The organism is Brevibacterium sp. FAM 24630 (genome assembly GCF_049804075.1).
Classification (GTDB): Bacteria; Actinomycetota; Actinomycetes; order Actinomycetales; family Brevibacteriaceae; genus Brevibacterium.
This window is the reverse complement of the sequence record NZ_JBNBZD010000012.1, coordinates 104955-120709: the sequence shown is the minus strand read 5'-3', so window position 1 is coordinate 120709 and position 15755 is coordinate 104955. Positions and strand designations below refer to the sequence as shown.

Below are 15755 nucleotides of genomic sequence, written 5' to 3'. Positions count from 1 at the left end.
ACGCTCTCGAGACAACTGATGGGAACCCATCGGTTTTCACCACTACTAGATTTAGCACTCTCACCATGCGAGTGCAAATATTCGTCGCCCGCCAAGATGGGCGAGAACAGTTGAGATCCGCGAGTTGTCGGCGCGCGGTGAAGGCACAGAGGGCAGTTCGGCCCAGCGCGAAACGGTGGTGCGGGCCGATTGCGAACGGCCCACTCAAAGTCGAGCAGCACGGTTTCAAACATGTGCTGTTCAACCCAAACCGTGCCGAATCGAATCTCCCGCCCTGGAGGACCCTTCCCACGCGGGCACTGAAAAGCGCCGAGCAGTTGCCTGCTCGGCGCTTTCCCCGCGCGATTGGTGCCGGTCGACCCGAAAGCCGTTCCGACGCCCCGCCGCAGCGGATCAGAAGACTGTGTTGATAGCAGTCAGTCTCAGAGGAGGGTGACGGACTCCGCCTGAGGACCCTTTTGTCCTTCTCCGACTTCGAACTGAACCTGCTGGCCCTCTTCGAGAGAGCGGTAGCCGTCCATCTGGATTGCGCTCCAGTGAACGAACACGTCCTGGTTGTCGCCTTCAAGGGTGATGAAGCCGTAGCCCTTTTCAGCGTTGAACCACTTGACGGTACCTTGTGCCATTACTTCTCCATACAGTGCAGTGCCATTGAAATCCCGTACTTCAGTCGCGATCGGGCGACCGCATCTGGAATACGGAAGCTGGCAAAACTCAACCGACCCCGCGACTTCTCTCATTGACCTCGGGAGAATAATCTCGGTGAAGCACGATTAGAACACAAGGTGCTGTGCTTGCCTAGCTGGTGCAACTCTACCGCAGGCACGCATCCCACCCCGGGCCGCTCAACACTGTTATAGATTCGTTACATAAGAGTTTTCGCCCAGTTCACACCAGGGGTTGCGGTCAAAGGACCGGACCGACCGGCTCGGACTATTCCGAGTCCCCGCCTTTGCTGGGCTCGGGGCCGCGATCGGCGATGTCCGAACAGATCACGACAGTGACATCGGCGTCGAAGTCCTCAGAGGCCTCCGTGGCCGAAACGCCCAGCGATTCGGCGACGAGCTTCGCCTGCGAGGCGTTCTCCTCGCCCTTGTAGTACACGGTCGAATCGGTGAGGTTCGTCGAATAGTTGCCGACCTGGCCGAGCTTCCAGCCCTTCTCCTCGACCGCTTCGGAGAACTTCTTCGCAGCGCCCGAGACGCCGGAGCCGTTGAGGACATCGACGGTGATCGAGTCGTCGGCAACGCTGACTTCGCTTTCGCTCGGTGAGGGTTCGGCAGAGGTCGACTCCGATGCCGCGGGGTCCTCGACCTTGGATTCGGGGTTGCCCATCGACGAGACGATGATGTTGATGGCAGCCACGACGAGGAGGACCGCGACCAGCGCGAGCACGATGACCAGCGAGATGGCGCCGATGTTCGACGACGCCGCGGACTCCTGTCGATGGGCACCGCTGCGCCGGCCGGGCTCGATCTCGTCGAATTCGTCGGTCATGTCTACCTCGAGACGCGGGCTTGGGCGCGCTCGCTCTGCCGCGTGCTGCGGATCCGGCGAAGGCGCTTGACCAGCATGGGGTCGCTGGCCAGAGCTGCAGGGTTGTCGAGAAGCGAGTTCAGGATCTGGAAGTAGCTGGTGGCAGACATGTCGAAGCGCTCACGGATCGCGTGGTCCTTGGCACCGCCGTATTTCCACCACCGCCGCTCGAACTCCAAAACGGCCACCTCGAGCTCGCTCAGTTCTGAGGTGTCGTTGTTCGACGGCATAGAGGGTGTGCTCCTTCGAGAGATGTCTGTGCTTCTATATTATCGCCCGATCGACGGGACTGAAATTCCCGGCGCGCCGATCGGGCTGTGACCTCGCTCCCCACCGGGGTGAAAACGGCGTCACCCCGCCGCCCGGCATCTGTGCGATGACCGTTGCGACGGGGTGAGGAACCGGACCTTCGCGCCGATGGAGGCGAATCAGCGGATGCGGATGTTGACCTGCTTGATCTGGGTGAAGCCCTCGAGCATGCCCTCCAGCGATGCCTCGCGGCCGAAGCCGGAGGTCTTCATGCCGCCGTAGGACTGGCCGGCCAGCTGGCCGCCGCCCTGGTTGACCTGGACCCAGCCGGACTCGATGCGGTTGGCCATGGTCAGCGCCGCATCGACATCCTTGGTGAAGACGAAGGCCGCGAGCCCGAAGTCCGAGTCGTTGGCCATATCGATGACCTCGTCGATGTCCTTCCACGGGATGACCGAGAGGACGGGGCCGAAGATCTCTTCGCGGCTGGTCTGCCAGTCGTTCTTCGCCTTCGAGAAGATCACCGGGGCGTGGTAGAAGCCGGGCTCGCCGACCTCGAGGGAATCGGAGCCGTCGTAGGCGATCTCCACGCCGTCCATCGATTTGCCCATCTCGATGTAGCTGGAGACCTGGTCGTACTGCTTCTGGTTGATGATGCAGCCGATGTCGGTGTCCTCATCGCGGGGGTCACCGACCTTCATCTTCGACACGGCATCGACGAGCTTGGACAGGAAGTCGTCGTAGATGTCCTCGTGGAGGAACAGGCGCGAACCCATCGTGCAGGACTGGCCCTGGCGGGCGAAGCGCGTCGACAGGAGCACCTGGTCGAGGGTGTCCTGGTCGTTCGAGTCGGGGAAGATGATATTCGGGCTCTTGCCGCCGAGCTCCATCGACGAATGTGCGAGACGACCGCCGGCCACCTCGGCGACGTGACGGCCGACGCTCGTCGAACCGGTGAACGAGACCTTGTCGACATCGGGGTGGACGTTGAGCGCCTCACCGATGACCGAACCCTTGCCCGTGACGACGTTGAGCACACCGGCGGGCAGGATGTCGGCGATGATTTCGGCCATCTTGAGAATCGTCAGGGGTGCGTCTTCGGCGCACTTGAGCACGATCGTGTTGCCGGCGGCGAGCGCGGCAGGGGTCTTGAAGGCGGCGATCATCAGCGGCGAGTTCCACGGCAGGATACCGGCCACGACGCCCAGCGGCACACGCTTGGTGTACTGCAGCTGCTTGTCTCCGGCGGGCAGGGTGTTGCCCTTGATCTCACCGGCGACTCCGCCCATGTAGCGGAACAGGTCGGCCAGGGTGATCGTCTCCGGCCGAGCCTGGGTGCGGATCGCGTTGCCGGTGTCGATGGCAGTCAGCTGAGCGAGTTCCTCCGATGCCGCTTCGAGAGCATCGGCGCAGGCCAGAAGCTTCTTCTGGCGTTCCTTGAACGGCACGGCGGCCCACTCGGGGAAAGCCTTCCGCGCGGCCTTGACGGCACGATCCGCGTCGGCCTCCTTGCCGTTGGGCACCTTGGCGATGACGACGTTGCGGTCGATCGGGGTGATGACATCGGTGGTGTCACCGTCAGCGGCGTCGACCCACTCGCCGCCGATGAGCATCTTCCAGTTCCTGGCCTCTGGGAATTCCGGCATTTCGGTCCTTTCGTTCAACGATGAACTTCTTAGGGCGAGCATAACGTGTGCGCTCGGCGAGCAATACACCGGCTCAATAGGCGATCGTGCACACCCGATCTGCGCTTCGTGCACACTCGCGCACCTTCACCGAGGCGGGGCCGACAACCCCTGCCCCTCCCCGAGGCGGCCCGACCTCTCCCACCTTCGCCGAGGCGGCACGTCCGTTCTCGTCACTGTCCTCGTTACACTCGTGCCCATGACGTCGACACCTCCGATGACCGAGATCATGTCCCCCGATTGGGCTCAGGCCCTGGCCGGAGTGGAGGAGCGCATCCATGAGATGGGCGACTTCCTCCGCGCCGAGCTCGCCGACGGCCGCGAGTATCTGCCGTCCGGGGACTCCGTCTTCCGCGCTTTCGCCGAACCGCTGTCCCAGGTCAAGGTCCTCATCGTCGGTCAGGACCCCTATCCGACGATCGGACATCCCATCGGCCTGTCCTTCGCCGTCGACCCCGATGTCCGGCCGCTGCCGAGATCGCTGGGCAATATCTACAAGGAGCTCGAGGCCGACCTCGGCATCGCGCCGGCACCGCATGGAGACCTGCGGGCCTGGTCCCGGCAGGGGGTGATGCTGCTCAACCGTGCGCTCACCGTCGCTCCCGGGCAGCCGGCTTCCCACCGCGGCAAGGGGTGGGAGGAGATCACGGAGCGGGCGATCGTGGCCCTGACGGAACGGGAGCAGCCGCTCGTCGCGATCCTCTGGGGTCGGGACGCTCGCAATCTTGCGCCGCTGCTGACTTCGGGCACCGCCGAGGTGGCCATCATCGAATCCCCGCACCCCTCGCCGCTGTCGGCCAGCCGCGGGTTCTTCGGTTCCCGCCCGTTCTCACGCACGAATGATCTGCTCGCGCAGAAGGGGATCGCGCCCATCGACTGGGCGCTGCCGCCTCAGGACTGATCCGCCCCGGGCTCGGACTGTGCCTTCGTCGACACGGTCGGGATCTTCCCGGTCGTCGGGGTCTTCGCCGCACCCGACTGGACCGAATCCATCACGGCCGTCGACGGCTCATTGCTGCGCACCGAGGCGACGGTCTTCTCCGCCGAGCTGCGGCTCTTGAGGTTCTTCAGCGGCAGCGCCAGGTAGCTGCCGAGCACGGCGCCGACGGCCAGGGCGGCATTCGCGAGGATCGCGGTGAACAGTGAGGACAGTCCGACGGCGAAGGACACGTTCTCCGAATCCGAGGCGATCTGGTAGACGGCGGTGAAGATCGACAGACCCTGGAGCAGGGTGTAGATGCCGGGAATCATGAGCACGATCGCCGGTGCCCCCAGCCGCAGAGCCAAGGGCCTCGAGAGGAATCCGGTGACGGTGGCGGCGAGGAGACTCGCGAGCACATTGTCGATGTGCAGCAGCGTCAGCGTCATCATCGTGATGTGCGAGGCCAGACCGACCAGGGCGGCGGGCAGGATGAACCGACGCCGGGCCGACATCGCCACGGCACCGGACATCGACACCACGGCGGCGGCGACCATCGACAGGATCGCCGTGACCACGTGCGGACTCGTCTTCGGCACGAGGACTTCGATATGGCTGAGCCCGATCGCCTGTCCGCACACGACGCCCAAGGCGATGCCGGAGACGATGCCGGCCAAGGCCATGAACACGCCGACCACCCGCCCGGCCGCGGTGAGAGGGAAGTTCGTCAGCGCGTCCTGGACCGCCGAATACAGCGATTGGGTCGGCAGGAGCAGGACGATGCCGGCGGCCACGAGGTACTGCGGCGAGTTGATGATGCCGATATCGCCGGCGATCGTGGCGATGAGCGTCGCCGAGGCGGCCTGCGCCGCGGTGATGAAGAACGCCGGCAGATGGGTCCGGCCGAGCAGTTTGCCGAGCTGGAAGACGACGATGGCCATGACGATGCCCAAGGGCACCGCGACCGGTCCTCCTCCGAGCAGCAGGACGAGCGCACCGACCATGAGTCCCCAGGCGCCGGTGACGAACCATTGGGGAAACGGTCGCCGCTGAGACCGGATCGCGTCGAGGCGGCTGCGGGCGTCTTGGAATTCGAGACGACCGTCGACGAGGTCGGTGACGAGCTTGTGCACCGAGGCGAGCTTCGCGAAATGCGTGGACTCGCTCCGGTTGACCCGCATCACGGTCATGAGTCGGCCGTCGGAGGTCGAATAGTGCACGACCAGGGTGTTCGAGGTCAGGTCCACCTCGACGGTGGCCAGACCGCACGCGGTGCAGGCGGCGATCACGGAGACTTCGACATCACTGGTGCCGGCGCCGGCGCGCATCATCATCGCCGCGATGTCGGCGGCGAGGTCGAGGACCATCCTCGCTTCGTCCTCGCTCGGTTCGGTCGCCTGCACCGGTGCCTGGTACGGGGTGCCTTTGAGCGCGGTGACGATCGGCACCGGCTGCGTATTCGTCGTCGTGCCGGAGACGAGTTTGCCGACCGTGCGCCGGGCGACTCGCTGGGCGATCCGCTGAGACGCACCGAGGTGGTCGGTGCGCGGCTTGGACCGTCCGCTGCTGCGGTTCGATTTCGCGGCTTTCGCGGCCGCGGCCTTCGCAATGTCCTCGGGCAGGGGTTCCGGCGAGGATTCCCGCAGTTCGGCCAGGCGCTGCAGACGGGTGCGTTCGAGCAGCTCCCGCAGGGCATGGGATCCGGCCTCCGGGTTGCCGGCGACTACCGGAGACGGCGACGACCCGCGGACGGGACCGGGCGCGGTCGGTTCATCGACCCGCACCTCGGCGGTGGTGGCGTCTTCGAGATTCTCGTCGCTCACGGCTCGCAGATGAGTGTCGGGCCGTGTGGGTCGGCGACGTTCGCGGTTCCCGTCCCGGCGTCGAAGTCGAAGACTCGGCGACCGGAGACGAACACGGTCTCGGCACGCGAGTCGAGGTCGAGCGGGTCGCCCGACCAGATGACGATATCGGCGTCGCGGCCGACGGCCAGGGACCCGAGACGGTCTTCGAGTCCGAACATCGCGGCCGGGTTGATCGTCAGGGCTTCGATGGCGACGACCGGGTCGAGTCCTTCCTTCACGGCCAGCGCGGCCTCGTGGATGAGGAAGTTGATCGGGATGACCGGGTGGTCGGTGGTCAGGGCGATGCGCACCCCGGCCCTGGCCAGGGCCGCTGCGGTGGCCAGGGTGCGGTCGCGCAGTTCGACCTTCGAACGCGAGGTCATCAGGGGGCCGAGGATGACGTCGATGCCCTTGGCGGCGATGTAGTCGGCGATCTTGTGGCCTTCGGTGCCGTGGTTGATGATCAGGCGGTACCCGAATTCCTCGGACAGGCGGATGGCCGTGGCGATGTCGTCGGCACGGTGGCAGTGCTGGTCCAGGGCGAGTTTTCCGTCGAGGATGTCGGCCAGGGTCTCCTTGACCAGATCACGGTCGAACGGTGTGCCCTCCGCTTCGGCGTGGGCGCGTTTGGCCTGGTAGTTGCGGGCGTCGACGAAGGCGTCGCGGAGGATCTTCGCGGTGCCCATCCTCGTCGAGGGGGTCGTCTTCTTCTCTCCGTAGACGCGTTTCGGATTCTCCCCGAGTGCGGACTTCACGGACAGGTCTTCGCTGATGAGCATCTCGTCGACGATGCGTCCCCAGGTCTTGACGAAGGCGGTGCGGCCGCCGATGGGGTTGCCGGACCCGGGTTTGATGAGGGCGGAGGTGACGCCGCCGCGCAGGGCGTCCTTGAACCCGAGTTCGGTGGGATCGATCCCGTCGAGAGCGCGCAGACCGGCCCCGTTGGGATCGGTCATCTCGTTCGTGTCATCACCGGACCAGCCTTCGCCGTCCTCATGCACGCCGAGGTGGCCGTGGGCTTCGATGAAACCGGGCAGGACCCAGCGTCCTCCGGCATCGATGACCTCGGTGTCCGACGGCAGGTCGGCGGTGTCGACGGAACCGGCGACCACCTCGGCGATGCGGCCGTCGGTGACGGTGAGCGTACCCGATTCGATCGCCTCGGCGCGGTGCCCGTGCGCATCGGCGACGGGCACGATCCGTGCGTTGGTGATCACGAGATCTGTGGCGGCGGGGACCGGAACCGAACGGTACATTGTGCTCCTAGCAATGGGGACGGCGGCGTCGTCTGGCTGCGGAAACGAGTCTACGCCACTTGACGTTTCGCTCGGGTCACTCCGCCGCCCTCGTGAGTGCCCCGCGTCAGCTCCGGCGTATAGTCTTGGACAATCGTTCGAAGAGAGAAGGTTCCCTGATGCTCGAGACCATCACCTCATACGTCGCTGTCGGAGATTCGTTCAGTGAAGGGCTGATGGATCCCGACCCGCGCGGGGATGATCGGTACCGCGGTTGGGCCGACCGTCTGGCGCTCATGCTCACCGAATCGTCGATCGGCAGCCCCGATGTCTCCTATGCCAATCTCGCGATCCGCGGTCGCCTGCTCGACCGCATCCTCGACGAGCAGGTGCCACGTGCGCTCGAGATGAAACCCGACCTTGTCAGTCTGTGCGGCGGCGGCAACGACTGCCTGCGCCCGAAGGCCGATATCGATGCTCTGGCAGCGAAGTACGAACGCGCCGTCATCGCCCTGCGGGAGGCCGGCATCGAGGTGCTCATGTGCAATGGCTTCGACACCGAGTTCAGCACCCCGCTCATCCGCGCGGTGCGCCCTCGCGTGGGCATCTACAACGCTCACCTGTGGTCGATCGCGCAGCGTCACGGCTGCCATATGGTCGATCTGTGGGGGCTGCGCTCGCTCTATGCTGTGGAGATGTGGGCCGACGACCGCATCCACCTCTCCCCCAAGGGGCATCACCTCGTGGCCGAGCAGGCCCTGGCCACACTCGAATCCGGACATTCGCTGCCGACCGAGGGCTTCGGCATTCCGGCCCGCCCGACACGGGCGATCCGCGAGGTCATGAGCGAAGAGTCCCGGTGGGCGCGGCAGTATCTGGGCCCGTGGGTCGGTCGGCGTCTGCGCGGAGAGTCCTCCGGTGACAAGCTCGACCCGAAGCTGGCCGAACTCACCCGCGTCGCCGATCTCATCGAGCGGGCACGCGACTCTGCCCGGGCCGACGACGTCGACGGGGCGAACGGGCCCGGCCACGCACAGGGATGAGCATCGAGGGCGAACGGATTCCCGCACTCGCGTCCGCCGGAGCCGAGCTCGCGCTCGCCGTGCGTGATTCGGGACCCCGCAGGACCGGCGCAGAGGCGGGCGCGGTCGAGTCGGAGATGAGCGTGCCGGCGTTCCGGTACTCCTACGGGGACTCCCCCGAACAGTTCGTCGAGGTCTATGGTGATCCGGCGACCGCCTCGGCGACGGTGGTCTTCGTCCACGGCGGCTACTTCCGCCCCCGCACGGATCTCGCCCACGCCCGCCCTCTCGCCCGTGCGCTGGCCGAGTCCGGGGTGCTCGTCGCCGCCGTCGAATACCGACGGATCGGCGGGCAGCCGCACCTGCTCGACGATGTCACCGCGGCCATCGACTCGGTGTGTGCCGCACTGCCGCGCTGGGGTGCCGGCGAGCAGGTGCGGGAGAACCTCATCGTGTCGGGCCATTCGGCCGGAGGCTGCCTCGTGCTGGCGTGGGCGTCGCACCTGCCCGCGACGGGACCGCGGATCCGTCTGCGGCCCCTGGCACCGGTGACCGATCTGCTGCGAGAGGTCGCCGGCCACCTCGGTGATGGGGCCGTGCTCGACTATATGGGGGTGCGGCCGGAAGAGGATCTCGAGGCGTATCTGCGTCACGATCCGCGGTCTCGGGTCGCACTCATCCCGACCCGGGTGAATGTGCATTCGATCCACGGGGATGCCGATGGGATCGTCGATGTCGAGTTCTCTCGCGTCTTCCCTGCCGCCCGGACCGAGCTGCCCGGAGCCAACCATGCCGATGTCATCGACCCCGAGTCACCCTACTTCGCGCAGGTGAGGGACCTTCTCCTCGAGTGAGGCCCGGCCCTCAGACTCCTTCGGGGCTGATTCCGGGGCCGTTCTCGATGCCGGTGCGGATCTCGAAGAGTTCGGGGAAGAAGGTGAGGTCGAGCGCCTTCTGCAGGAAGCCCACTCCGCTCGACCCGCCGGTTCCGCGTTTCATGCCGATGATCCGCAGCACCGTGCGCATGTGCCGGTAGCGCCAGAGTTGGAAGTTCTCCTCGAGATCGACGAGCTCTTCGCAGCTTTCGTATTCCTGCCAGTACTTCTGTGGGTTCTCATAGATGACCCGGAAGGTCTCGAGCAGCTCTTCGTCGAAGGTGTGCGCCACCGATGCGTCCCGATCGAGCAGTCGCTGCGGAACCGGGAGTCCGCGACGGGCGAGGCAGGCGAGGAACTCATCGTAGATGCTCGGCTCCTCAAGGTACCGCTCGAGCGTCGCACGCGCTTCGGGTTCGCCGTCGAAGACCGGCAGCATGGCTCGGTTCTTGTTGCCGAGCAGGAATTCCACTGCCCGGTACTGCCAGGATTGGAAACCGGAGGCCCGACCGAGGTGGTCGCGGAACCCGATGTACTCGCTGGGGGTGAGAGTCGCGAGGACCGACCACTGTTCGGTCAGGGTCTTCTGGATGTGTTTGACGCGGGCAATGCGCTTGAGCGCGGTCTGCAGCTCATCGGCGGCGATGAGCCGTCGGGCGTCGAGGAGTTCGTGGATGACGAGGCGGAACCACAGTTCGGCCGTCTGATGCTGGATGATGAAGAGCATCTCGTCGTGATGCTCGGGGCTGCTGACGGGGTGCTGAGCGCCGAGCAGACGATCGAGGTCGAGATAGGACCCGTAGGTCATCGTCTCCTTGAGGTCGGTGTGGACCCCGGCTTCGAGATCGCGGACGTTCTTCTCCGCCGTCGACCCGGCGGTGGGAGACTCGTTCGCTTCTGTCTGTGTGCGGGTGCGATCGTCAGTGGTCGTCCGGGCCTCGTCGCCCGGAGCGGAATTCGAATCGGTCATGGGTTCCAGCATAGGGCTCAGCCGGGTCGCCGCCTCTGCGGTTCGGTGACCTCGCGGACCTCGTCGATGAGTCGCTGCCATTCCTGCGGCATCTGCCCTTCGCCGAATCGGACGGAACCGTACCGGCTCTCGATGAGGTAGGCGAAGCGGTCGGCTCCGGCCGGTGGCGCACCGGACTCAGCTTGCGACCACGGCAGTTCGGCGACCGTGCGGCCGAGGTCCTCTCGACGACTGCTCGCATCGATATCGACCTCCCACACGAGCAGCATGCCGCCGATCCCGCCCGTGCGTTCGACGAGCAGGCGACCATAACCGTCGTCTCGCCCGTGCACAGGTTCGCTCGCGTCCCCGCGGTCGCCCCCTGCCGGGCCTCCGGCCGCGGCATCGGCCTCGCTGTCCATCACCAGCTGCTCCCTTGGTTTCCCCTGGCCGAGGCCGCGTGGGAGATGCCGACTGCTTCCCATCCGGCAACGACCGCATCGTGTACGTCGGATCCGGCACCGAACTGGTCGGCCGCCTCGGCGATGGTGAGCTGGGCGAAACCGGCGAAATCGGTCTGCTTCGTGATCTCGGACCCCGTGAGGACCGAGTACCAGACCTGTCCGGCGCTCTCCCAGGCGGAACCGCCGATGCTCGTCGCCGCGAGCGCGAAGGCACGGTTCGGGATGCCGGAGTTGAGGTGGACCCCGCCGTTGTCGGAATCGGTGGTGACGAAGTCGTCCATGTGCGCGGGCTGCGGATCCCTGCCGAGGACATCGTCGTCATAGGCCGTGCCGGGTTCGATCATCGATCGCAGGGCTCGACCGGTCACCTCGGCGGTGAAGATCCCAGCGCCGATGAGCCAATCCGCGTCCTCGGCGTTCTGCCCGGCCGCATGCTGCTGGGTGAGGGCCCCGAAGACATCGGCGCAGTGTTCGTTGAGCGCTCCCGGCTGGCCGGAGTATTCGAGGTCGGCGGTGTGGCTGATGACCCCGTGGGAGAGCTCGTGGCCGATGATCGACACGGATCCGGTGAAACCGGTGAACACCTCGTCGTCGCCGTCGCCGAAGACCATGAGGCGGCCGTCGAAGAAGGCGTTGTCGTAGTCCTTGCCGTAGTGGACGCTGGCCATGAGGGGCATCCCCTGACCGTCGAGGGAGTCGCGGGAGAACGCTTCGGAGAACAGCGCATAGGCGGCGCCGAGGCCGTCGTAGGCCTCATTGACCGGCTCATCGCTCACCGGCGCTTCGCCTTCGGAGAGGACGAGGGTGCCGGGCAGGACCTCGGTGTTCTCGGCATCGTGGATGAGGCGCTGCAGCCCGGCCCGAGCCGGAGCGGCGAGCGCGGCCTCATCCTTGTCGAGGTCGGCCGGAGGGGTGTAGCGCAGACCGGCCAGGCGGAGGTTCCGGCAGCTCTCGTCGGACATCCGGCAGCTGCGGGCTGCGGCGGCGGCCCTCGGGAAGCGCTGGGTTCCACGCTCGGCGATGGCGTCGAGGAGGTAGGGCGGGATCACGCTGCGGATGCTGACGGCTCTGTGAGAGATCATGATTCCAGCGTCCCACGTTCGGCACGGATTCGGTAGGGCACGGTCCGCTCTGAGGACGGGGCGAATGCCTCGTGCGAGGGAGCGCTCCGCACAGGGCGGGGTCTCCGTCGGAAAACGATGGTCGGAAAATGATGCAAACAAAGTATTGCAAAGCTTTCTTTGCAAGAGTATCTTTGCATTATGAGCGAGGAGATCACCCACCCCAACGGCGTCCGCGAGATCAGCACCTCAGCCCTCAAGGGCCTGGCGCATCCCCTGCGGATGGCGATCTACGATGCCCTGTCGGCGCTGGGGCCGCAGACGGCGACGACTCTGGCCAAGCGCCTCGGCGAATCATCCGGCTCGACGAGCTATCACCTGCGTCAGCTCGCTCGGCATCGCCTCATCCGTGAGGTCGAAGGCGAGGCGGGCGGCCGCGAGAAGTGGTGGGAGAGGATTCCCGGAGCCATGCGGGTCCCCGGTCCCGAAAGCGACTTGGATCCCTCGACCCGGACCGCTTCCCAGTACGTCAATCGGGAGCTCGTGCGCAATATGCACCGCAATTTCGAGGCCTTCGTCGACGCCGCCTACGACCAGCAGCGGATGCCGACGGCATGGGTCGAAGCCGCCGTCAGCGACACGAGCAACCTGCGCCTGACGAAGGAGCAGCTGTCGGAGATCGCCGCCGAATTCGAGAGGACCACCATGGCGCTCATCAATCGCTATCGCGGCCGCAATGATCCCGGCTCCCGCCCGGTGCAGGTCCAGTTCAACGCCTTCCCCCTGATCGATGGAGAGGAATCCCCATCATGAGCACGCTCACCGCCCCCAACCGCCCAACATTTGCCGCACACCACCGCCGCATCGTCGAACGCACGGTCACGGTGACCCGTGAACTCGTCATCGACAGCGGTGAGGACACGAGCACCGAAGCCACCGGCCTCGACCGCGTGCTCCTGCGCCTGGCGCTGTGGATGATCGAACGCCGCCGCATCCGCGCCCTGAGACCCCGCGTCGACTCCGCAGAGATGTCGCGCCGTGTCGATGCCGCCAAGCAGATCCACCTCGACCGGTACCACGGCCTGCCGTTCTGAGTCGGGCCCGGCCGAGCCCGCGGGCCCGGCTCAGCCCGCGGCCGCCTCGGTGCCGTCGGGCGCCTCGGTGCCATCAGCCGCCTCGGTGCCGTCGGCCGGGTTCGCGCCCGGGTCGGGGTCGTCCTTCGGCGGGCAGACGACGAGGACGGCGACGATGGCGATCATGAACAGGGTCGTGAGGAACGTCGGGATCGGGATGATCGGGTCGAGGAGGACGAGGACGGCGCACACGGGCACGGCGAGGTTGATCACCCAGTGGGCGCTGGCACGGATCGCAAGCAGCCACACCCCGAGGACGAACAGGACGATCGGCACGGAGACGGTGAAGGTCGCCGCCACCGGATCGAGCGCGCTGACTCCCAGCTGGGAGTCGACCTCGATGCCGACCCCGGCGGAGAACGCACCGGCCGCGGCGAAGATGAGGTAGTGGCCGTAGCCGTAGGTCAGAGCCGCGGGCAGTCCGGTGAGCATCCGATGGTGCGGCGGCCAGAAATAGATCCACCACAGGGCCGCGGTGACGATCAGGCAGAGCACGCCCAAGGAGATGAGCGGCGCGAGCTCGGCGACCTCGGAGAAGGCTCCGAACACTGCGTTCGCCGAGGCGAGGAGGGATTCGCCGATGACGATGATCGTGAAGCAGCCGTAGCGGTCGGCGATGTGCTCCGGGTGAAGCGGAGTCGTCCCGCGGGTCTCGGCGACGACGGGGATCGCGAGCTCGAAGACGATGAGGCAGATCAGCACCGCGGTCGGGAGCGTCCCGATGACGGCTCCCGATGCGGTGGGAATGAACAACCACGCCACCCACAGCACCTGCGCCACGGCGATCCCGCCGACATAGACCAGCGTGGTCGGCCGTGCGGGACCGGCCCGCCGTGATGCCCGCAGCCATTGCGAGATCATCACCACGCGCATGAGCACATAACCGGCGACGAGCAAGTGCAGATCCCCGTGGGCGAAGACCGGTTCGATCCCGGCGGCAAGCACGAGCACCCCGGCCATCTGCACGATCGTGAGCACCCGGTAGGCCCAGTCGTCGACGTCGAACGAGGTTGCGAACCACGTGAAGTTCATCCACGCCCACCAGATCGCAAAGAACACGAGCAGGTACTTTCCCACCCCCTCACCGAGGTGGCCCGCCGTGACCGCGTCCCGCAGGTGAGCCGAGGCGATGGAGACGGCGATGACGAAGACGAGGTCGAAGAACAGTTCGAGCGAACTCGCCGCCCGGCCCGGTTCGTTCGGGTCACGGGGGTGCATCGGCATGAGACGGAAGCGCGGCGGCGCCTTTTCTGCCCCCGGTGCGGTCGGCGTGGCCATCGGTCCTCCAGACGGTCGGTCGCGGTGCCCGTACAGTCTACGACCGAGCGAATGTCGTGGACGCGGCCTGCCTCGTCTGTGGCCTCAACTAAGCTTGTGGCGTGCTCAAACCCATCCTGTGGCCGGTGCTCGTGCCGTTTGCGCTCTTCGCCGTCGGCTTGGGTGCGATCATGCCGATCCTCGTCCTCGGTGCACTGTCGCTGGGCTCGACGCAGGCGTTCGCCGCGGCCATCGTCGGCATCATGGGGGCTGTGTCCTTGACGGCCACGGTGCCGGCCGGAATCCTCATCGACCGCCTCGGCGATTTCCGGGCCATGGCCGTGTCCACGGCGGCCGCGATCCTCGTCCTCAGCGCCATTGTGGCGGCCTTCATCTGGGAGTCCCCGGCCTCGCTGCTCGTCTACACGGTCGCGCTCATGCTCTTCGGTCCCGTCTCCGACGTGTGGAGTCTGGCCCGGCAGGCGGTCGTCGCCGAGGTGATGCCGTCGGCCGACCTCGCGAAGGCGATGACCGCGCTCGGCGGGACTCAGCGGGTGGGCAACCTCATCGGACCGATGATCGGTGCCGGCCTCATGCTCGTCTTCCCCATCTGGTCGGTGTTCGTCTTCTCCGCCCTCTCCGCCGTCGCCGCAATCGTCATCATGGCCCTGCCGATCGCGCAGATCCCCGGATTCGACGATCGTCCCGCTCCCGCCTCGGCAGGTGATTCCGGCCCCGAGGCGGCCCCCACCTCGGCATCGGCCGAACCGGGCGACCACGATGGGCCCTCAGCCGCCTCGGCGACCGGATCCGGACGGGGGAAGGGCCCGAAGAAGGATCGCCGCCCACCCGGGGAGGTGCGGTGGAAGTCGGTGGTGCTCGTGGGCATCACGATCATCACGCTCGCGGCCGCCCGTGCCGCCCAGCCCGTGGTCATCCAGCTGTGGGGCGTCGAGATCGGACTCCACAAATCGTCGATCTCCCTGGTCATCGCCTTCGGTGCCGGGCTCGAGCTCATCGTCATGTTCCTCGGCGCCTACATCAAGGATCACCTCGGTCGGGTCGCGACCCTCGTCGCCTGCCTGAGCATCTTCGGCACCGGGTTCGTCGTCATGGTCGCGGTGCCCGATCTGACCGGAATGGTCATCGCCGCAGCCGTCATGGCCTTCGGCAACGGTCTCGGCGCGGGGGTGAACATGACGATCGGTGCGGACCTGTCCCCGGCGGTCGGGCGGCCTCGGTTCCTCGGCATCTGGGCGATCTTCAACAACGGCGGCAAGCTCGGCGGACCGACGCTGCTCTCACTCATCATCACTGTGACCACCCTGCGGTTCGGGGTGCTCTTCCCGGGACTGCTCGCCTTCCTCGGCGCGGCGTGGATCCTCATCTGGGCCCGCCAGGTCGGGCTGCCCGGAAGGCGGCGCCTCGACCCGCCCCGCAGGGGCTGAACCCGGCCACGGCACCGCGTTCGGTGAACGGACTAGGCTGGTGGTGACCGATTCGACGAAGTTCGGCTGAGAGCCCGA

The 15755-nt window shown here is 66.4% G+C and carries 16 protein-coding genes; 6 read left to right on the top strand and 10 right to left on the bottom strand.

Annotation, left to right across the window (positions count from 1 at the left end):
* Positions 1–422: 422 nt before the first annotated feature.
* The 4 genes from ACPUD7_RS10995 to ACPUD7_RS10980 form a co-directional block, all read right to left on the bottom strand.
* Entirely contained in the window at positions 423–626 is a 204-nt protein-coding gene (locus tag ACPUD7_RS10995; protein WP_025780447.1) for a cold-shock protein, read from the bottom strand.
* Between the two features lie 307 nt (positions 627–933).
* Positions 934–1497 (bottom strand): LytR C-terminal domain-containing protein, encoded by a 564-nt coding sequence (locus ACPUD7_RS10990; protein WP_425119914.1) that lies wholly within the window; start codon positions 1495–1497, stop codon positions 934–936.
* A gap of 2 nt (positions 1498–1499) precedes the next feature.
* Positions 1500–1766: a DUF3263 domain-containing protein gene (locus tag ACPUD7_RS10985; protein ID WP_135539156.1), complete on the bottom strand. Its 267-nt coding sequence runs from the start codon at positions 1764–1766 to the stop codon at positions 1500–1502.
* 198 nt (positions 1767–1964) lie between these two features.
* Positions 1965–3431: an aldehyde dehydrogenase family protein gene (locus tag ACPUD7_RS10980; protein ID WP_425119913.1), complete on the bottom strand. Its 1467-nt coding sequence runs from the start codon at positions 3429–3431 to the stop codon at positions 1965–1967.
* 238 nt (positions 3432–3669) lie between these two features.
* Here ACPUD7_RS10980 and ACPUD7_RS10975 point away from each other — a divergent pair, with 238 nt between their 5' ends.
* Positions 3670–4371, top strand: a complete 702-nt coding sequence (locus ACPUD7_RS10975; protein WP_425119912.1) for a uracil-DNA glycosylase — start codon at positions 3670–3672, stop codon at positions 4369–4371.
* Here the strand turns inward: ACPUD7_RS10975 and ACPUD7_RS10970 are convergent.
* The gene (locus tag ACPUD7_RS10970; RefSeq protein ID WP_425119911.1) at positions 4362–6212 is read right to left on the bottom strand and encodes a threonine/serine ThrE exporter family protein; all 1851 of its coding nucleotides are present in this window, start codon (positions 6210–6212) and stop codon (positions 4362–4364) included. The genes ACPUD7_RS10975 and ACPUD7_RS10970 overlap by 10 nt on opposite strands.
* Complete coding sequence (locus ACPUD7_RS10965) at positions 6209–7489, bottom strand: amidohydrolase (protein ID WP_425119910.1); 1281 nt, start codon at positions 7487–7489, stop codon at positions 6209–6211. The genes ACPUD7_RS10970 and ACPUD7_RS10965 overlap by 4 nt, the downstream gene beginning before the upstream one ends.
* A gap of 158 nt (positions 7490–7647) precedes the next feature.
* On the opposite strand from ACPUD7_RS10965, the gene ACPUD7_RS10960 reads away from it, so the two are divergent.
* A complete protein-coding gene (locus ACPUD7_RS10960; protein WP_425119909.1) occupies positions 7648–8511 on the top strand; it encodes an SGNH/GDSL hydrolase family protein in 864 nt (287 codons plus the stop codon).
* A complete protein-coding gene (locus tag ACPUD7_RS10955) occupies positions 8508–9344 on the top strand; it encodes an alpha/beta hydrolase (RefSeq protein WP_425119908.1) in 837 nt (278 codons plus the stop codon). Before ACPUD7_RS10960 ends, ACPUD7_RS10955 begins: the two co-directional genes overlap by 4 nt.
* Before the next feature lie 10 nt (positions 9345–9354).
* Here ACPUD7_RS10955 and ACPUD7_RS10950 read toward each other — a convergent pair whose 3' ends face one another.
* Genes ACPUD7_RS10950 through ACPUD7_RS10940 form a run of 3 tightly spaced genes read right to left on the bottom strand, consistent with a single transcriptional unit; the run spans position 9355 to position 11860 of the window.
* Positions 9355–10335 carry a tryptophan 2,3-dioxygenase gene (locus tag ACPUD7_RS10950; protein WP_425119907.1) on the bottom strand — a complete coding sequence of 327 codons (981 nt, stop codon included), beginning with the start codon at positions 10333–10335 and terminating at the stop codon, positions 9355–9357.
* Positions 10336–10352: 17 nt separating this feature from the next.
* Entirely contained in the window at positions 10353–10736 is a 384-nt protein-coding gene (locus ACPUD7_RS10945; RefSeq protein ID WP_346763082.1) for a protealysin inhibitor emfourin, read from the bottom strand.
* Positions 10736–11860 carry a M4 family metallopeptidase gene (locus tag ACPUD7_RS10940; RefSeq protein WP_425119906.1) on the bottom strand — a complete coding sequence of 375 codons (1125 nt, stop codon included), beginning with the start codon at positions 11858–11860 and terminating at the stop codon, positions 10736–10738. Before ACPUD7_RS10940 ends, ACPUD7_RS10945 begins: the two co-directional genes overlap by 1 nt.
* A gap of 180 nt (positions 11861–12040) precedes the next feature.
* On the opposite strand from ACPUD7_RS10940, the gene ACPUD7_RS10935 reads away from it, so the two are divergent.
* Both ACPUD7_RS10935 and ACPUD7_RS10930 read left to right on the top strand, forming a co-directional pair.
* Positions 12041–12652: an ArsR/SmtB family transcription factor gene (locus ACPUD7_RS10935; protein ID WP_425119905.1), complete on the top strand. Its 612-nt coding sequence runs from the start codon at positions 12041–12043 to the stop codon at positions 12650–12652.
* A complete protein-coding gene (locus ACPUD7_RS10930; RefSeq protein ID WP_425119904.1) occupies positions 12649–12933 on the top strand; it encodes a hypothetical protein in 285 nt (94 codons plus the stop codon). The genes ACPUD7_RS10935 and ACPUD7_RS10930 overlap by 4 nt, the downstream gene beginning before the upstream one ends.
* A gap of 30 nt (positions 12934–12963) precedes the next feature.
* Here the strand turns inward: ACPUD7_RS10930 and ACPUD7_RS10925 are convergent, their stop codons facing one another.
* Positions 12964–14250 (bottom strand): low temperature requirement protein A, encoded by a 1287-nt coding sequence (locus tag ACPUD7_RS10925; protein ID WP_425119903.1) that lies wholly within the window; start codon positions 14248–14250, stop codon positions 12964–12966.
* A gap of 101 nt (positions 14251–14351) precedes the next feature.
* Here ACPUD7_RS10925 and ACPUD7_RS10920 point away from each other — a divergent pair, with 101 nt between their 5' ends.
* A complete protein-coding gene (locus tag ACPUD7_RS10920) occupies positions 14352–15677 on the top strand; it encodes an MFS transporter (RefSeq protein ID WP_425119902.1) in 1326 nt (441 codons plus the stop codon).
* Positions 15678–15755 lie beyond the last annotated feature (78 nt).